Here is a 17,864-nt window from a genome sequence, read left to right as displayed (position 1 = left end):
TGCAAGGGATTGAGGCACAGGTTTTTTTTCATGTAATCTCTTTTTGCATTTAAAATCTTGATGTTGAGTATTGGGATTGAGTGTTAAATAGGACTTAAATCGAACCACAGAGGACGCAGAGGACACAGAGGAATAGGAGTTTAAGAGGTTTTTGGTGTAAGTCTTACTAAATAGAAACAAAAATAAAATTAAAATTTAAAGATGAAATCAGATTTACAAACACCGCTAGATTTAGAAGAACTGGCTTTTTCTCATATTTCCGTGTTGGGAAGAGAGGTAATTGAGGGTTTGGCGGTTCGTCCAGGCGGACATTATTTAGATGTAACGGTAGGTGGTGGTGGTCACAGTCGCCTAATATTAGAAGCTGCTGAAGATGTGCGGGTAACGGCTGTTGACCAAGATGAAGATGCTTTAGCAGCAGCAAGGAAAGAATTAGCAGAGTTTGGCGATCGCATACAATTTATTTACAGCAATTTTGCTGACTACCAATTTACCCCCAATACTTTCAATGGTATTCTCGCTGATTTGGGGGTGAGTTCTTACCATTTAGACCAAGCAGAGAGGGGTTTCAGCTTTCGCCAAGCTGCGAATTTGGATATGCGAATGGATCGAGGGCGATCGCTAACTGCTGCTGATGTGATTAATAATTGGGATGAGGCAGAATTAGCGGATATTTTCTTTAAGTACGGCGAAGAGAGATTATCACGGCGCATTGCCAGACGTATTGTAGAACGCCGACCGTTACACACGACTACAGAATTGGCTGATGCGATCGCTTCTTCAGTTCCCCCTAAATACCGTTATGGGAGAATTCACCCCGCTACCCGTGTATTTCAAGCTCTGCGAATTGTCGTCAACGATGAGTTAAAATCCCTAGAAACCTTTTTGGATAAAGCCCCAAATGCCCTTGTCCCTGGCGGCAGAATTGCAATTATCAGTTTTCACAGTTTAGAAGACCGTCCGGTGAAACATGGTTTAAGAAATTCACCTTTATTAAAAGTATTGACAAAAAAACCGATTATTGCTCAAGAAGAGGAAATTGGGAAAAATCCGCGATCGCGATCGGCAAAATTAAGGATAGCAGAAAAGCTGCTGTAAGCCTTAAGCTGCTCCATCTTGTGGCTCGGAACTGCTGCGAATACGCTCAATGAAGTTAGGATAATTTTCTAAATCTTGTTCTGACTGTAACGGCGGCATTTCAATCCAATTACCTTCGAGATGCAACTTATCGACATAAGCGTAGAAGGCTTCTTGATCTTCCCGATGAGCAAGAACGTAATCATGTAGCTCTTTCTGACTCATTGCATGAAAATTAGGCTTGCTCATCCTATGTATCTCCATTTACCGTTAGGGTATATTTCTATAATATTTTCCTCACCTGCCAAGAAGAATAGATTTTTTGTCCGTTCATCCATACGAACGATATTAATCGGCAAGTAAAGCTTAGTAAACCAGCAGCACAATATGTAGCACTGTGTTTTTTGTTCTGGTGTAGGAATAATCTGAACTCCTTAACATTTGTTAAAGTTACTGCTATAAATAAATTCTCAATAACCTGCGATGCACCGCGATGGACATCTCCAAGAGAACAAAATAGATAAAAGGGAAATGGCGTAGTGGTAAATTACTCTACGCCATCCTTAAAAATCGATTTTCCTCTACTCGCTCCTGACTTTACCTAGTGAGAAGAAATCTGACAGCCTGATTTTTAAAGCAGAAATTACCAGGATGACAGTTTTCCAGACATTATTAAGATTAACCACCCAACGAGGATAGTCTTTGTGCAGCATCTCCCAATTCACTTCGTACAAATCCCCTAGCCATTCTTCACGTCGTTCGGAGGGGAAGAGGTAAGCAATTGGGCAAGCTATCCACCTACTAGCCCAAGTTTCAGCAGGATCAGATTTTTTATACTTGCGTAATCTCTTCTTTAACTTAGAGAGCTTCTCTAGATTTTCTACTGAGTCTTCTAAATCGTTCACCACTTTCTGAACTATCAACTCTTCCACAACTTTGATAACTTCCTCTGATTTTAAAGATGTTATGGCTTCCAGGTGTTGTGTCTTGAGTTGAATTTCTTTTATAGTAAATTCCCAATCGTTATCTTCAAGTTGAATACCTGCTGTTCCACTAACTGGGCTGCCAAGTAAGTAGGTTAGAGCGGAAAGACTGGACGGCTTCGAGAGTCGCAACGCCGCTACCTGTAAGTTTGTAATAGCGCCGTCTTGCTCCACCTCTTTCTTCACGCCCTTCATCTCCCCAACGGGATTCGACAAGCCCTTTCTTTTCCAGAGAATGGAGAACAGGGTAAAGGGTGCCAATCCCCATCTTAGTATTACCGCCGCTAGCCTCTTCCATAGCCTGCGGAATTTGGAGACCATAGAGTTCTTTGTTGTAGAGTGCAAGCAATACGATTTCTTCTCGTGGTGAAACTTGGGCATTGGTTGAACCTTTGTTAAGTGTTTGACTTGCAACTTTTGTCATTTTTGTTACCCATCTTTGACGCCATGTGTGTTTAGACATTTCTCGTTGTTACGACCCTTGTTATAGGGCAACAAGCCTACTCGCTGTTACGACTCCTCTAACGGAGCAGCAAGACTTTTATCTTAAATCCAGCGTATCTTATAAATTTGATAATTGCTGTAAAACATATATGCAATTTCGGCAACCCGTACTGGCTGCTCACACTTTAAAACTTACGAGCAATTCCTTTTGGTTTACTGATATCAGCTTCGCCAAAACAACAATCTGTTAACCTAGCGTTGTTGAAGAGTTAAAAAAGAGTAGATGGAAATTAGTAATCTGTTTACGGCGGGTGGCATCGTAATGTGGCCTCTGCTGGCGTTTTCCTTGTTAGGGGTGGCGCTGATTATCGAACGGATCATCTTTTGGGTAAGGATAAATAATCGGCAAAACAAGGTAGTGCGAGAGGTGCTACAGCTTTATCGCCTTGATAATGTAGTTGGTGCTTTAGATAAATTGCAAAAAAATGCTGATTTACCCATTGCTCGGATTTTTTTAGCAGCTTTAGAATTAGAGGAGCCGACACCAGAAGAATTTCGTTTGGCATTAGAAAGCGAAGCCCAAGCCGAAATCCCCTTACTTAAGCGATCGCAAAATATTTTTGAGACAATTATTGGTCTTGCGCCGTTGTTGGGACTTCTCGGCACTGTCTTAGGATTAATTAACTCCTTTGCCTCTCTAAATATTGGAGATGTGGGAGGTACTAAAACAACAGGTGTCACATCTGGAATTAGTGAAGCTTTAGTATCCACAGCATCAGGTTTAGTAGTAGCAATCTTTACACTATTATTTGCCAATACCTTCCGGGGACTCTATCAGCGCCAGATTGCTTGGATTCAAGAATATGGTGGACAGTTCGAATTACTCTACCGCCGTCGCTACGAAAGAGGCGATAAATCTTATGCGCCTACACGATGAAGCGGAACTAGATAATTGTAAATTGGCAATCGGTAATTGAGATTAATTTAATACTTGTTACCGATTTTGCTCTACAATTTTCATCTCTAATAGTGTTCTAAAATAACTAATAGCTTTTTTCAATACAGTTTTTGAGGGAATATTCCATGACTATTTGGGTAAATGAGCAAATTGATCCGTCTGGGATGATTCATGCCTGTATTGCTACTTGTAATGAATCTCAAGCTAAAGAGTGTCATGATTCCTTCCAGAATAATTTGACTGAGGCGCAAAAGGAAGCAGGCTGGATAGCGCAATTGCGGACGGTAGATTCTTGGGATGAAGTACCGGTGAATTCTTTAAAACTCAATTAATTGGGTGAAATGGAGTTCATTTTTTAAAGTTTTGATCGAGCAGATTTCAGGAGCGTAGGCGTAGCCCGCCAGATGCATCGCTTGTCTACCATACGCTTCATCTCTGCCAATGCCTACAGCGATCGCACCAAATTAGATGAGAACAGGTTAATAAAGGATAAAATTCGGATTAAAAGTATCAAATTATTAGCAAATACTTCTAAAAAAAGTAACATAAAAGAAGAAATCGATGATTTTTCTGAACTTTTAAGAGCTATCATCTATACCGGAGATTAAATTAAAAAACTTGTATAAGCCGAATCAATTTAGTGAACTATCCCAAAGTTTACACTTCGGATCAAGCCTGTCCTATTAATTTAGTTGGCGAAACAGGGCAAGCGGTTCAAATTTCAATTCACGCTCCCAGCCAATATATCTGTGCCAACTGCGAACGGATATTACCAGATTGGAAACGGCAGCCATTTTTAAGAGTAGTGATTGTCTTACAGCAATCGCGTTATCAATTAGTCAAAAAGACGGCAAAAGTAGAGTCAGAGAAAGAACGCTTACGAGAAAAATTCATGCGATTTGGCTGTGATTTAGCATTTAATCTGCGCGATCGCGGCTATTTAACAGACCTAATTGACCCTCGTACAGGCTATCCTTTACTGTCTCATCCCGGAGCAATTCCCCACGATGACACAGCAGTTGTCCAAGCTTTACTCAACTATCCAGTGATTAAAAATCAATGCCGTGTACTAGTGCATCCTGAATGGGGTGCAGCAGTTTATCCTAGCATCTTGATATCAGAAGCTCCGCCAATTTTGATCGAATTGATTACAAAAGGTATAGCATCGATGCATGGGTGGAAAGAAATTGAGTATTAGTCATTGGTCATTTGTCATTGGTTATTGGGTATGGGTTATTTCTCCCTCATATCTTTATGTATGTTAGAAATGGGTATGTAAAGACGGATAGTAATACCTGTGTCTTTAGACAACTTGCTCCAGGAAGCTAGGACAGTCGAAGCCTCTAATAGTGCGGCTTGCTATTTCCCTCTGATGAGTGGACGCTACGAAGTAAAGCCGGGGATGATGGCTTTTGGCTCCTGTGGTAATACTCAGGCTGATCGGCAGGTATTTCAAATTGATGATAATTTTGCCCACTACCGTCAGATTAAACTTTTAGCGCGTGGGGAACGTTTGAGCAAGTACTACCAAACCTGCAATTATTCTCAGGCCGTGGCAGGTGCGATCGCTCGTTTAATAATTAATCGCCTCATCCAAGAACACCCACAGCATTTTCATTGCCAAAGGTCAAGAGATAACACTCTGAAATTCCACAGCCAGCTTACCAAAGAAACTCTCTATTTAGATTCAGAGTTGCAGTTACAGCAAGTTGAGGGGACTGTTGTTCCAGCTTACGCCTCTACCCTTGATGCACTTGCAACACAGGTACAAGAAGACCTGACAATTATCTGCCGTGCTGATGCTAGCAACTGGTTGGGTGCAGTTCATCTCTGCTATCCTAACCATTGGTCAGCTGAGGAGAAAATTGGCAAGGACTTTGCCACAATCCATGCACCTGTGGCTGGGATGGAAAAAATTAATCGGCGTGCAGGTGCGATCGCTAATACAATGATTACCCATAAACCAATGGTGCGCTTTGCTTGGGGTTTAAGTACCGACACCCGCCTTAACCACCATCCCAAACCACCGTCTGGTGTGTCAGTTAGCCAATGGCAAGGTAGAAGCTTTGATTTACAGCATCCCAGGCTTTATCTGCGAATTGAGCGCCAAGTAATTTGGGGGCTACCGGAGTATGAAGCGGCACTATTTAGTATTCGTACTTATTTTAGAGACTGTAGCTTTGTTAAAAAAGACTCAGTGTTACGGTCTAAACTGTATGCTGCAATTCAGTCCATGACACCAGAATCTTTAGTATACAAGGGTCTAGTAGAGAGCAAAGATAGTATTTTGGAGTGGTTAGAGGAAGGGTGAGGTATTAAATCTTATTTGCAGAGAGTGCGATCGCTTTTGACTAATCCTTATTCAGATTTTGGTCTTTTCAAGTAGTTCTCAATCGGGGACTTGCAGCCGTAGGGCATACGGTCAAGATGCTTGCCGAGGGTAAATTCATTGGAATCCCTTTGAAGCAAGAATCCCCCGGCTAAAAGCCGTGGGGAGTGTCAATAAGGTAGCTGCAATACCAGTTAATAATGTTACAGCAAGTGGTAAAGCCAGAATAATCGCCAAAGTCCGGTGGTACTTGCGAAATGAACGCATTATCCAAAATCTCCAATGGAAACTATAGCAGTTTACAACTTGATAAGGTAGAGAACTTTGTCTCAAATCCAGATTATTGCTCAATACGGTTCAGTTGAGCATTTTTTTATTTCTTTTTTCTCTTTGCTTCCTTGCGCGGTAGCCTGCGACAAGCCGCTTCTCTACGAGACGCTCCGCGAATGCGTCTACATTAAAAAATTGACTTTGGCAAAGAGTTATCGCCTTATAAGGAAAAGAATAATTTTAATGAATTGTGTAGTTTTGCGTAAGTCCTACTGAACTCTTTCTTTCTAAAAATTCTTGAATAGAGTTAACAAATTCTTTTAACTCTAAAACTAAGTTGGTAGCATCTCTAAGGTCTTGATGGTAAGCTAACTTTTCTAGTTTGTCAGCTACTACATACATAGCTGTGGCTCCAATGTTGGCAGTAGCACCTTTGATATGATGAGTTTCTCGCACAATTTGCCCAAAGTCATCAGATGCGATCGCAGCAATAATGATCTCTAAACGGGGTTTAATATCTTTAACACATACTTGCAATAGACTTAATTCAAATTCTGAGTCATTCCCTGATATCCGATGCAAGTGTTCCCAATCAATTGCTAGGTTAGATGTGTCGTTGTTTGTGGTGACTGTCTGTTCATCAACAATTGGCTCCTGTTTTGAGAGGATAACGCCTGTCCAATGCTCTAGTGTTGCAGCCAATTTTTCTTTAAATACTGGCTTACTCAGATAGTCATCCATTCCTGCATTGAGACACATTTGCTCATCTTCTTTCATCGCATTAGCCGTCATCGCAATCACCACAGGCCGACGACGCAAAGCAAAAGCGTCCTCTTGCCAACGATGAATTTCTTTTGTGGTTTCTAAACCGTCGAGAATTGGCATTTGGCAATCCATGAGAATCAAATCGTAAGGAATTTTTTCTAATTGCTGCAATACTTCCTTTCCATTGGCAACGACATCGGCTTTGTAACCCAAAGTCTGGAGTTGCTTGAGAGCGACTTTTTGATTCACCAAATTATCTTCGGCTAAGAGGATTCTTAACTTAGATTGAGTAGAGGGATTAGGGTAAGAGGAAGTAAGAATACTGGAATCTGTACTTAGGATTTCTTTGGTAGCCTCTCCTGGTTTCGGCTGAGTTTTTAGAATAGTCATGATGGTATCGAGGAGCCGAGAGGATTTAACAGGTTTGACTAAATAAGCAGAAAACCCTATTTTGGCTGCCCTTTGCAATTGGGCACGTTGATTAATAGAAGTAAGTACAATCAAAGGGATGTGAGCAATTGCAGAATTGGCTTTAATTTGTTCTTCTAAAGTTGTGCCAGTTTGAGGCATTTCTATATCCATCAAGACCACATCATAAGAATTTCCCTGTTCACAAGCTTCCTGAATAGCAATGAGTGCAGCTTCAACACTGTCAGCTTGATCTACCTGCATTCCCCAACCAGTAGCTTGATGGTAAATAATTTTGTAATTAGTAGCATTTTTATCCACCACTAATAAGCGGCGATTGTTCAAAAGCCTGCGATCGCCCTTGGTGTCGTCGTTAGCGGAAGATACCACAGACAAGTCATCGCATTTTGGTAAAACAGGCTGAGGTTGTTTGGTAAAGGGAACCTCAAACCAAAACTTAGATCCTTTTCCCATCTGACTTTCTACCCCGATAACTCCTCCCATCAAAGTCACCAATTGTTTGCAGATGGCTAATCCCAAACCAGTACCACCATACTTGCGAGTGGTAGAAGCATCTACTTGAGTAAATGGTGTAAAGAGTTTGCGTTGATCTTCAGGGCTAATACCTAGACCTGTATCTGTGATGGCAAAATGAATGGTGGCTGTAGTGGAGGAAAGTAACGGTTTTCCCAAAGGCGATCGCAATTCTACTTGGACTACGACTTCACCAACACTAGTGAATTTGATAGCGTTGCTGATTAGGTTCATCAGAATTTGCCGTAACCTACTAGCATCGCCTTGAAGATGGGTAGGGACATTGCGATCGATTAGTGCAGCAATTTCTAATCCTTTACTATGGGCTGATGAAGCCAATAATTCCACCACTTCTTCAACACAAATCGATAAGTCAAAATTTAGAGTTTCGAGAGTCATCTCTCCAGCCTCAAGTTTAGAAAGATCCAAAATCTCGTTGATTAAACTTAAAAGGGCATCTCCACTAATACGAATTGTTTCAATAAAATCTCGTTGTTCTGGATTTAAAGGAGTATCCAACATCAAACTCGTCATCCCTAATACAGCATTCATGGGAGTGCGAATTTCATGACTCATATTTGCCAAAAAAGCACTTTTAGTCTGAGAAGCTAATTCAGCTTGGTGACGGGCAATTTCAAGTTCTTGTCGCTGACGAGTTTCTGCTTTTAGAAGTTGAGCTTGGGCTAAAGCAATACCTACTTGGTCGGCTATTTGCCGCAAGAGATGAGTTTCAAAACTAGACCATTGGTGAGAATCATCACACTGATGGACTATGAGCAAACCGCGAAGTTCTTCTTTTACTAGAATAGGTACAACAAAGTTGACTTTGACCCCAAACTGTTGGATTAATTCCAGGTCACTTTGTTGGACTTCGAGTAAATTTAATTCAGCTAGTCCTAAAATATGTCCTTGACGGTACTGCTGTAGATAGTATTGTTGTAGGTATTCTGCTCGCAAGTAAGGGGCGGTTATATTTTGCTCTTTGATTGTTGGTAAGCCAGAAACTACTGCTTCAACAACGCTGGTTGCAGACTCATCTGGTAAAAACTGATAGATCAAAACTCGGTCAGTTTGGAGAATTTTTTGTACTTCCTTGACAGTGATTTCAAGAATTTCTTCGATTTGCAAAGACTGGCGAATTTTGAGGGTGATTTCGGTAAAAAGTTGCGATCGCAAGTTTTGGCGTTGTAATTCCTCTTCAGCCCGCTTACGCTGAATAAATTGGCCCACTTGCTCACCAATAGAATTCATCGTGTTGATTAAATCTTGGTCAGGCGGTTTAATTTCACGATTGAAGCAGGTAATCACGCCCAGGATTTTGTTACCAGTGCGAATTGGAAAACCGAAAGCTGTGTGTAGTCCTATTTGAGCCGCGATTTTAAAGTGAGGAAAATTCAGATCGTTAACGATATCGGTGAGCCAAACAGCTTCAGAACTAGCCCAGACACGCCCAGGTAGCCCAATTCCTTCTATAAATGTGGTTTGCCTCTTCAGTGCCTCAAATTCTTGCACTTCCAGGGATGCTTGATGCCAAAAAGAAAGAAAACGCAGCACATTTGCTTGCTGATCGACCATCCAAATTTCGCCTAAATCCCATGCCAAACTCTCACAGATTCCTTGCAGGATTCGGGGGTTAGCCTCGTTGATTGTGGTAGAATCTGCCAAAACACGAGTTACAGCGTATTGTGCAGTTAAATGCTGTTGTACTCGTTTGCGATCGGTGATATCAGTGCCAGTGGCAACAATATATTCCACTGACCCTTCATAGTCTTTTAAAAAGGTATTTGACCAGGCAATCAGTCTACGGCTGCCATCCTTCATTACCCAATGGTTTTCGTTCTCCAGAAAATCTCTACCAGTTAGCAATTGCTTAAAAACTGCTTTGGCTGACTCCACTTCTTCAGGAAGTAAGAACAAGTTCCAAAAATACCTACCCCTCACTTCCTCGAAGGAGTAACCCGTTATTTGCTCACAAGCTTGATTGAAGCGAACGATTTGTCCTTGAGAATCGAGAACTATCACCAACGCGCTGGCTGTATCAAGGACTGCTGAAATAAAGTTGCGTTCTTGATCTAGGGTTTCCTCTGTCCTTTTGCGCTCTGTCACCTCACGATAGATGAAATAGTAGACTACAGCAAGAACGATCAAACTTAGGCAAATTGCGATCGCAATTGTCACAGTTGTTTTGCGAGTCCAGGCTTGTGCTGTTTGTGAAAGTTGCTGCCGCCGCGTCCTTTCCTCGTTCTCTATCTCATTGACTGCCTTACGGATATCATCCATGAGATTTTGACTTTTATTTGTCACTAATGCCTGCAACGCCGCCTCTTCTCCCTTGTTCTGGCGTAAGTTGATAGTCTGGTTTAGCTCAGTAAATTTAGCTGCAATCAAGAATTCAAGCCTGGCAATCTGCTTTTGTTGCTTTGGTTGATCTGTGCTTAAATTCTTTAATTTGACAATTGCTTGATCGATGTTAGTAAGCGATGCTTGATAAGGTTTTAAATAAGTTTGTTTTCCAGTAATAATGTAATTACGTTGCCCAGTCTCCGCATCCTTTATTTGAGATAGTAGTACTTCTAAACTGTTAATTGTTTTATAAGTATTTTTTAGGACACTGCGGTTGTTAGTAGATATTGTTGTATTTTGATAGGAAACCACACCAATCAAAACTAAAATTAATGACGCTACACCAAAACCTGCTGCAATCTTTTTGAAAAATTGTTTGCTTACTTTTTGTGCCTGTTTGCTTTTCTTGGTAACAAGTACCAAACTTGCTAAATTTCGGCGCAATTCCAGTTGCTTGATGACTTGACGGCCTAATGCTTGTAATGCCTCTATCTGATCTGGAGTAAGTTCCCGTGGGATGTAATCAATCACACACAAAGTTCCTAAAGCGTATCCTTCAGGGTTAGTCAGAGGTACACCAGCATAAAATCGAATATTTGGGTCAGATGTAACCAGTGAGTTGGTGGCAAACCTTTCGTCATTTTTTGCATCAGATACAACAAAAACGTCAGGCTGTAAAATAGCATGGCTACAGAATGCTAAATCTCGATGTGTTTCTAGGGTATCTAAACCGACTCTTGACTTGAACCACTGGCGATTTGTATCAATTAAGCTAATTAAGGCAATAGGAGTCTGACAAATATACGAGGCTAAACGAGTGAGGTCATCAAAGGCAGCTTCAGAGGGCGTGTCGAGAATTTTATACTCCAAAAGTGTCTCGATTCTCTGTGCTTCGTTATTAGGTAATGGTGCTTTCATCCTTAAGCCTTATCTACATTCTGGAGCCTGGGGAAGAGGCAAGGTAATGAGGCAGATAAGGAGAGACAAGGAGATTACCATGCCCAATGCCCAATGCCCGATGTCCAATGCCCAATGCCCAATGCCCAGTTCAACACTTACTTTAATTAATGACAACACTTTAGTTAAAAGCGTTAGCGTAATTTCACTGAGTTCGACCTTATGAACAAATCAGTTAAATGATTAAGTCTCTGTTGTATTTTTTGTGGGCTAGTTTATTTGAAATTGGGGGCGGATACCTAATCTGGTTGTGGTTGCGAGAAGGTAAGCCGTTCTGGTGGGGCGTATTGGGAGGAGTTGCTTTAGCTTTCTATGGGGTTATTGCAACTTTTCAATCGGCAAATTTTGGCAGAGTGTACGCCGCTTACGGTGGTGTATTCATTGCAATAGCAATGCTTTGGAGTTGGAAGATAGACGGGGTAACTCCAGACCGCTACGACCTCATCGGGGCATGTTTAGCTTTAGTAAGTGTTCTCATTATTATGTTTGCACCGAGAACTTAAATAAAATAGGTAAGAGTACTCCAAGTAAAAAAATGCTCAATTGTCATTGCGAGCGAAGCGAAGCAATCCCAGCCCTTGCGATTGCTTCGCTTCGCTCGCAATGACGGGTTTTGGATTGGAAGAAAAATCTAAAATCCAAAATGGGGCTGATTTGCGATCGCTAGCGTTAAAATTTGATTCAAATAATTGGTAAATTTCGCTAGTCGTGTCTACTTCTCTTAAAACCTTTCCTATCTGGGCATTTTTCTCGCTGTTAACCAACGGCATCCTAATGTTGGCGGTCATTCTGCTAATCTGGCAACAGCAGAAATTAGCCGCTTTTTTTGGGATAGTAACATCCCCAGAAGCAATCAATCTCAACAACTCAACCCAAATTGCTACACCTGATTTGGGTCGCCGTCACCAACTCACTTACCAAGAGTGGGTAAACATCCTCCAACAAGAAGCCAAGGTAGCTGCTGACCAACGTCCCCCAAATTTAACCATCCTGGCGGGAGATTCTCTGAGTTTGTGGTTTCCCCCTGAATTATTACCCGAAGGTAAAAATTGGCTTAATCAAGGGATTTCTGGCGAAACCAGCAATGGACTCTTGAGAAGATTGAAGATATTTGATCGCACTAAGCCAGAGGTAATTTTTGTGATGATTGGCATTAATGACCTAATTCGGGGGGTGAGTGACCAGGTAATTTTAGATAATCAACGACAAATTATCAATTACCTCCGAAAGACGCATCCCACCGCACAAATTGTTGTTCAATCGATTTTGCCACATGGGGCACAGGAAGCAACCTGGAAAGGCCGAGATAAGCTTCTAGCTGTTGCCAATAGTCGCATTCGGAGGTTGAATCAGCAACTGCAAAGCATATCTACCAAAAGAGGTGTCAAATATCTTGATTTATATCCCCTGTTTACCAACAAGCAAGGAAATCTCCGCCGCGAATTTACTACTGATGGCTTACATTTAAGTCCCGAAGGGTATATAGTTTGGCGTTCTGCATTGCAGATTTATAGCAATATCGAATTAAAACCCCAGCGTTAAATCCTTGGCAAGAAAAAGGCTAAAGGACAAAAAGAAGTAATATCTTTGAATACAACACCGTATAAATCGCGTCTTGGCGCGAGAAAATAAGAAATAGTGGTTTAAGTAGACAAATCTAATGGATACAAAAGCTTTTAAGCGCAGCCTGCAACATTCAGAGAATTACAATCGCAAGGGCTTTGGCCATCAAGCAGAAGTTGCTACCCAATTGCAATCTGAATATCAGAGTAACTTGATTCAGGAAATCCGCGATCGCAATTACATCTTGCAACGAGGTGATGTTACCATCCGACTAGCACAAGCCTTTGGGTTTTGCTGGGGTGTAGAACGGGCTGTGGCTATGGCCTACGAAACTCGTCAGCACTTCCCCACAGAACATATCTGGATTACTAACGAGATTATCCACAACCCTTCTGTAAATCGGCGAATGCAGGAGATGGAAGTAGAATTCATCCCCATTGAAGGAAAGAATAAAGACTTTTCTGTTGTTGGTATTGGTGATGTAGTGATATTACCCGCTTTTGGAGCTAGCGTTCAAGAAATGCAGATCCTTCACGATAAAGGCTGCAAAATTGTTGATACGACTTGTCCTTGGGTATCTAAAGTTTGGAATACAGTAGAAAAGCACAAAAAAATCGATTATACATCAATAATTCACGGTAAATATAAGCACGAAGAAACAGTTGCAACTAGTTCCTTTGCTGGCAAGTATTTGATTGTGTTGAATTTGCAAGAAGCGCAATATGTTGCTGACTATATTATCAATGGTGGCGACCGTGAAGAATTCCTGACAAAATTTGCTAAAGCTTGTTCAGCAGGATTTGACCCCGATCAAGATTTAGCAAGAGTTGGTATTGCTAACCAAACTACGATGCTAAAAGGCGAAACTGAGCAAATCGGCAAGCTTTTTGAGCGGACTATGTTACAGAAGTATGGCCCCACCGAGTTAAATCAGCATTTCCAAAGCTTCAATACTATTTGTGATGCCACCCAAGAACGCCAAGATGCAATGTTGGAATTGGTGGAACATAAATTAGATTTGATGGTAGTAATTGGTGGCTTTAATTCATCCAATACTACGCAATTGCAACAAATTGCTTTTGAGCGAGGAATTCCTTCTTATCATATTGATACTGTTGAACGGATTAAATCAGGAGATTCTATAGAACATCGGCAATTAAATGGGCAGTTAATAACTACAGAAAAGTGGTTGCCAGACGGTGAAATTGTCGTGGGAATTACTTCTGGTGCTTCCACGCCAGATAAGGTTGTAGAAGATGTGATTGAGAAAATTTTTGCATTGAAAGCAACAGCAGCGTTGGTTTAAAAGTTATCAAGTAAGCAAGTTCGTAGTAAAGACTTTAGTCCTTATTTTTTCAGCGCTAAAGTCCTTACTACGAACTTTCAAAACTAGTTTAGACATTACATAGCAATCCTATTTAAGTTGTGAAAAACATAGATTAAGAAACGAACCGTTATCGCGCTGCGTCTCGTTAGAGAAGGACGCATAGACACGGAGTGGCTTCCCGCAGGGCAGGACGCAAAGAAAAGAAAGAAGAAAGAGTTAGTTATTAATCATGAATTAGCATGACAGGGAAATGGCTTTCTATCGTCGGCATTGGGGAAGATGGATTACAAGGGTTAAGCCCGATCGCTCGTTCTTTACTCGATCAAGCTAAAGTAATTGTGGGAGGCGATCGCCATTTAGCTATGCTTTCTACAGACGATCAACGTGAAAAACTAGTCTGGACATCCCCTATTAGCGCATCTATAGACGAAATCACTCAGCGTCGAGGTGAGTCAATTTGCGTACTCGCAAGCGGCGATCCGATGTGTTACGGCATTGGTGTCACCTTGATGCGGCGAATTCCCGTCTCTGAAATGACAATTATCCCCGCACCTTCAACCTTTAGCCTCGCCTGTGCCAGGATGGGATGGTCTTTAACTGAGGTGGAAACCTTGAGTTTGAATGGTCGTCCATCCTCTCTACTCCAGTCTTATATTTACCCAAAAGCGCGGCTGTTGATTTTGAGTGAAGGAAAGGACACACCCGCCATTGTTGCAGAGATTTTGACAAATCGCGGCTATGGTAGCAGCAAAATTACCGTGCTGGAGCGTATGGGCGGCACTCATGAGAGAATTGTAGAAGGGACGGCTGCATCTTGGAGTGAAACTGAAATTGCTGCGTTGAATGCGATCGCAGTTTATTGTATTGCTGATGCTGGGGTTATCCCTTTGCCAAGATTACCAGGATTACCAGATAACGCTTACCACCACGATGGACAGTTAACAAAGCGTGAAGTTAGGGCAATTACCTTAGCAGCTTTAGCACCTACACCAGGCGCACTGTTGTGGGATGTTGGGGCGGGTTGTGGCTCAATTTCCATCGAATGGATGCGGAGTAATCCTCGGTGTCGAGCGATCGCGATCGAGCAAAACTCATCTAGACTACTCTATATTGCCGATAATGCCGCCACTCTCGGTACTCCAAATCTGCAAATTATTGAAGGAAAAGCGCCCCATGCCCTGAAAAATCTACCAGCACCAGATGCCATTTTTATTGGTGGTGGGGTTACAGCAACGGGACTTTTTGATGTTTGCTGGGAAGCACTGCCGCCGGGTGGACGTTTGGTAGCAAATGTAGTGACGGTAAAGGGTGAGCAAACTTTATTTCAATGGCATGAACGAGTCGGTGGAGATTTAATTCGCGTTGCCATTCAGAGGGCGGAACCTATTGGTAAATTTTTGGGCTGGCGAGGAATGGCGGGTGTAACACAATGGGTAGTTGTAAAGTCTGAAAAACTGAAAAACTAGTGCAGACTATAAACTCTTGGTTCGAGGTGGTCAGATATAGAGCGAAGGAAAAAATACTTAGCCCAGATAACTAACAACTGGCTAGTTGCTGTATACTTATTTTTGTGTTCCCTTTTAGACTCGCTCATGGTTCAACAATAATTGCGGCAATTTCTTCATTGAAGCAATTAATCTTTGTTGTGATTATCGTTGCTAAAAGTCACTTAATTGGGGGTGAAGTAATGGATGAGCCTAATCTTGACAGCAAAAACAAATTTCTTTACGTTCGTAGTCGCTATTACGGTCAAGTTAAGCCAGAGAATTTAGTATTTAATGCCAACCTTCAAGAATTTGCTCACAAAGTTGGCTACATTGCCAGCTTAGAAACATCTGGAAAGCTTAAACCAGAAGATGCTTACAAACAAATTAAAGCACTTTGGAAACAGTTGAAGCGCAGTAAAAAAAGATTGTTTATTGGTGGCGATTCACTAGATGAATCTTAAATTACTCCCATTCTAGGTAAATGATTAGTACCAACTAAATAACCTTCTTGGTGTGGATTTTCTGATGATGCGATCGCACCTTTTTCAAACTTCGCACTTAAATCCCACATTCCGCAGATTAACCAGCAAAGAATATTATATTTATTTGTCATAAGGTGCATCACAAAATATATAGTTCAAAACCGCTTCAGGGTAAATTGGCAATTCATTTAGTGTTGGCGATCGTTACCAGATACATAGATATCGTATTAAATTGGCATAAGAGCCATTGAACTCGATAGGTAGATGTTCTATACCTAATGCCCATTAATAATTATTGCCCAGTTTTAATCTTAACTACTTGCCGTACTGGACGTAAAAAGGAAGCAAACAGCACTAGCACCGGAATAATTTCCACTCGTCCCATCCACATAAACAAAATTAAAATTAGTTTACCTATCCAATGCAAGTCTGGGTTGGTAATTCCTACTGATAATCCTGAAGTTCCCATTGCGGAAGCTGCCTCTAAAATGACATCGGGAACTGTATATTGCGGTTGTACAACGTGGAGCAAAACAAATACTCCCACTCCTAAAAATCCTAGCCAAAGTGTTGTCAAAACTGTAGCTGTTCTAATTTGACGATGAGCTTCAATTTCCGTAAGTTCTTGACCATCAAGCTTGTATTTAATATGCTGGTCAGATTTGAGAAATATCTGCTGTAAATGCCACACTACAGCTTTATATAGAGTAACAATGCGACTAAGTTTGAGTCCGCCACAGGTGGAACCAGAAGCCGCACCAAAAATCATTCCCAGACTCATCAACAATCTGGCACTGGGACTCCAATCTTGGATTTTAACGGTATTAAAACCACAGGTTGTTAAGGCTGAAACCCATTGAAATAAACTGTCGAGCCAACTAAGTGACCCTGTAAACGAGTAATGTGTAAGTAGCAGTAATATTGTTCCTAATACTAGTAGTAGCCATAGCGCCCGATGTGAAGGATTTCTCCACAGGGGAGAGAGTCGGCGCTGACTGAGAAATTGTGCGTGTACCGAAAAGCTAATTGCTCCAGCAATCATAATTGCGATCGCAGCTAACTTTAAAATTGGTGTATACACAGTCAAGCTATCGCTAGTAATGGAAAAACCACCCGTAGAAATGCCAGTCATGGCGTGATTAACAGCTTCCCACCAAGGCATACCTAATAAACCTAATACCAGTACGCTAAATACCGTGTATAGCAGGTAAATTTTCCAAATTTTACGCGCAGTTCCAGCAATCGTGGGAGCAATTTTTTTCTGTCGTCCTGCGGCTTGGTAGAGTTGATCGGGATCTGCATTGGGTTCAAGCACCGACAGCATGAGTACAATTATTCCCACACCACCTATCCACTCGGTGAACGATCGCCACCATTGCAGCGTGTGAGGTAGCTGACTCGCATCAAGAGCCATTGTTAATCCTGTACTGGTATACCCAGAAACAGCTTCAAAGATAGCGTTTAAAGGATGCTGAAACTCACGGATAGTTTGCGAGGTTTCGGGAAATGCAGCCAGATAAGAAGCGATCGCCACAAACGGAATCGTCCCCAATAGAGGAATTACTCCCCAACTCAAAGCCACGATTAACATTGCGTGTTGGATCTCTGCGGCTTCAGCTTGGCGAAATACTTGATAAAGCAACTGTCCTAAACTAAAAGAAATTATTGCTGTGAATACAAACGGCCAAATGGCATAATACTCACCAAATATCAAGCACACGGGTAATGATAGCAGCGCCATTACACCTGGTACATGGAGTAATAAGCCTACATCTCGTAAAATTGTTTTAGTGTAACGGTTCAGCCAGTAAATCTTAATTTTCACCTTTAATCTACAATCAACTAACTTTATCTAACTTCTGCCAAGTTCAAACTGGCAATTTTCGCTTATTAACTTTCACTTGCTGACTGATTCTTGTTCTTAACATATTTACCAT

The 17,864-nt window shown here is 41.5% G+C and carries 19 protein-coding genes and 1 pseudogene; 11 read left to right on the top strand and 9 right to left on the bottom strand.

Annotated features, from left to right (window positions below):
* Positions 1-201: 201 nt before the first annotated feature.
* Positions 202-1,098, top strand: a complete 897-nt coding sequence (gene rsmH / locus VB732_RS18835) for a 16S rRNA (cytosine(1402)-N(4))-methyltransferase RsmH (RefSeq protein WP_323232431.1) — start codon at positions 202-204, stop codon at positions 1,096-1,098.
* Between the two features lie 3 nt (positions 1,099-1,101).
* Here the strand turns inward: rsmH and VB732_RS18830 are convergent, their stop codons facing one another.
* From VB732_RS18830 to VB732_RS18820, 4 genes are all read right to left on the bottom strand, one after another.
* Positions 1,102-1,326: a DUF6887 family protein gene (locus VB732_RS18830; RefSeq protein WP_229562225.1), complete on the bottom strand. Its 225-nt coding sequence runs from the start codon at positions 1,324-1,326 to the stop codon at positions 1,102-1,104.
* Entirely contained in the window at positions 1,323-1,499 is a 177-nt protein-coding gene (locus VB732_RS35995) for a DUF6888 family protein (protein WP_409339947.1), read from the bottom strand. The genes VB732_RS18830 and VB732_RS35995 overlap by 4 nt, the downstream gene beginning before the upstream one ends.
* Before the next feature lie 159 nt (positions 1,500-1,658).
* Complete coding sequence (locus VB732_RS18825; RefSeq protein WP_323232430.1) at positions 1,659-2,246, bottom strand: hypothetical protein; 588 nt, start codon at positions 2,244-2,246, stop codon at positions 1,659-1,661.
* On the bottom strand, positions 2,131-2,484 hold the full coding sequence (locus VB732_RS18820; RefSeq protein ID WP_323232429.1) for a PadR family transcriptional regulator: 354 nt from the start codon (positions 2,482-2,484) through the stop codon (positions 2,131-2,133). Before VB732_RS18820 ends, VB732_RS18825 begins: the two co-directional genes overlap by 116 nt.
* A 303-nt stretch (positions 2,485-2,787) precedes the next feature.
* Here VB732_RS18820 and VB732_RS18815 point away from each other — a divergent pair, with 303 nt between their 5' ends.
* The 5 genes from VB732_RS18815 to VB732_RS18795 all read left to right on the top strand — a co-directional run bounded on the left by VB732_RS18815 (position 2,788) and on the right by VB732_RS18795 (position 5,773).
* Positions 2,788-3,441 carry a MotA/TolQ/ExbB proton channel family protein gene (locus tag VB732_RS18815; RefSeq protein ID WP_323232428.1) on the top strand — a complete coding sequence of 218 codons (654 nt, stop codon included), beginning with the start codon at positions 2,788-2,790 and terminating at the stop codon, positions 3,439-3,441.
* 146 nt (positions 3,442-3,587) lie between these two features.
* Positions 3,588-3,794: a glycogen debranching protein gene (locus tag VB732_RS18810; protein WP_322643091.1), complete on the top strand. Its 207-nt coding sequence runs from the start codon at positions 3,588-3,590 to the stop codon at positions 3,792-3,794.
* Positions 3,795-3,875: 81 nt separating this feature from the next.
* Positions 3,876-4,070 (top strand): hypothetical protein, encoded by a 195-nt coding sequence (locus VB732_RS18805; protein WP_323232426.1) that lies wholly within the window; start codon positions 3,876-3,878, stop codon positions 4,068-4,070.
* A gap of 32 nt (positions 4,071-4,102) precedes the next feature.
* On the top strand, positions 4,103-4,660 hold the full coding sequence (locus VB732_RS18800; protein WP_323232425.1) for a methylmalonic aciduria and homocystinuria type D protein: 558 nt from the start codon (positions 4,103-4,105) through the stop codon (positions 4,658-4,660).
* Positions 4,661-4,834: 174 nt separating this feature from the next.
* Entirely contained in the window at positions 4,835-5,773 is a 939-nt protein-coding gene (locus VB732_RS18795; protein WP_323232463.1) for a DUF3445 domain-containing protein, read from the top strand.
* A 189-nt stretch (positions 5,774-5,962) separates the two neighbouring features.
* Here VB732_RS18795 and VB732_RS18790 read toward each other — a convergent pair.
* Together VB732_RS18790 and VB732_RS18785 are read right to left on the bottom strand one after the other, a co-directional pair.
* Positions 5,963-6,058 (bottom strand): annotated as a pseudogene (locus VB732_RS18790) (peptidase); the annotation flags it as partial.
* Between the two features lie 243 nt (positions 6,059-6,301).
* Entirely contained in the window at positions 6,302-11,029 is a 4,728-nt protein-coding gene (locus VB732_RS18785; RefSeq protein ID WP_323232423.1) for a GAF domain-containing protein, read from the bottom strand.
* 218 nt (positions 11,030-11,247) lie between these two features.
* Here VB732_RS18785 and VB732_RS18780 point away from each other — a divergent pair, with 218 nt between their 5' ends.
* Positions 11,248-11,571 carry a YnfA family protein gene (locus tag VB732_RS18780; RefSeq protein WP_323232421.1) on the top strand — a complete coding sequence of 108 codons (324 nt, stop codon included), beginning with the start codon at positions 11,248-11,250 and terminating at the stop codon, positions 11,569-11,571.
* 36 nt (positions 11,572-11,607) lie between these two features.
* Here VB732_RS18780 and VB732_RS18775 read toward each other — a convergent pair whose 3' ends face one another.
* Positions 11,608-11,856: a hypothetical protein gene (locus tag VB732_RS18775; RefSeq protein ID WP_323232466.1), complete on the bottom strand. Its 249-nt coding sequence runs from the start codon at positions 11,854-11,856 to the stop codon at positions 11,608-11,610.
* On the opposite strand from VB732_RS18775, the gene VB732_RS18770 reads away from it, so the two are divergent.
* The 4 genes from VB732_RS18770 to VB732_RS18755 all read left to right on the top strand — a co-directional run bounded on the left by VB732_RS18770 (position 11,777) and on the right by VB732_RS18755 (position 15,906).
* The gene (locus tag VB732_RS18770) at positions 11,777-12,610 is read left to right on the top strand and encodes an SGNH/GDSL hydrolase family protein (protein ID WP_323232420.1); all 834 of its coding nucleotides are present in this window, start codon (positions 11,777-11,779) and stop codon (positions 12,608-12,610) included. The genes VB732_RS18775 and VB732_RS18770 overlap by 80 nt on opposite strands.
* 118 nt (positions 12,611-12,728) lie before the next feature.
* A complete protein-coding gene (locus tag VB732_RS18765) occupies positions 12,729-13,937 on the top strand; it encodes a 4-hydroxy-3-methylbut-2-enyl diphosphate reductase (protein ID WP_323232419.1) in 1,209 nt (402 codons plus the stop codon).
* Positions 13,938-14,197: 260 nt separating this feature from the next.
* Entirely contained in the window at positions 14,198-15,424 is a 1,227-nt protein-coding gene (gene cbiE / locus VB732_RS18760) for a precorrin-6y C5,15-methyltransferase (decarboxylating) subunit CbiE (RefSeq protein WP_323232418.1), read from the top strand.
* 221 nt (positions 15,425-15,645) lie between these two features.
* Positions 15,646-15,906 carry a hypothetical protein gene (locus VB732_RS18755; RefSeq protein ID WP_323232462.1) on the top strand — a complete coding sequence of 87 codons (261 nt, stop codon included), beginning with the start codon at positions 15,646-15,648 and terminating at the stop codon, positions 15,904-15,906.
* Here VB732_RS18755 and VB732_RS18750 read toward each other — a convergent pair.
* The gene (locus tag VB732_RS18750; protein ID WP_323232417.1) at positions 15,903-16,058 is read right to left on the bottom strand and encodes a hypothetical protein; all 156 of its coding nucleotides are present in this window, start codon (positions 16,056-16,058) and stop codon (positions 15,903-15,905) included. The genes VB732_RS18755 and VB732_RS18750 overlap by 4 nt on opposite strands.
* Before the next feature lie 161 nt (positions 16,059-16,219).
* Entirely contained in the window at positions 16,220-17,752 is a 1,533-nt protein-coding gene (locus tag VB732_RS18745) for a TrkH family potassium uptake protein (protein WP_323232416.1), read from the bottom strand.
* Positions 17,753-17,864: the final 112 nt, after the last annotated feature.

Origin of the sequence: Nostoc sp. UHCC 0252, assembly GCF_034931145.1 — a bacterium.
GTDB lineage: Bacteria > Cyanobacteriota > Cyanobacteriia > Cyanobacteriales > Nostocaceae > Nostoc.
This window is presented reverse-complemented; position numbering and strand designations above follow the sequence as displayed.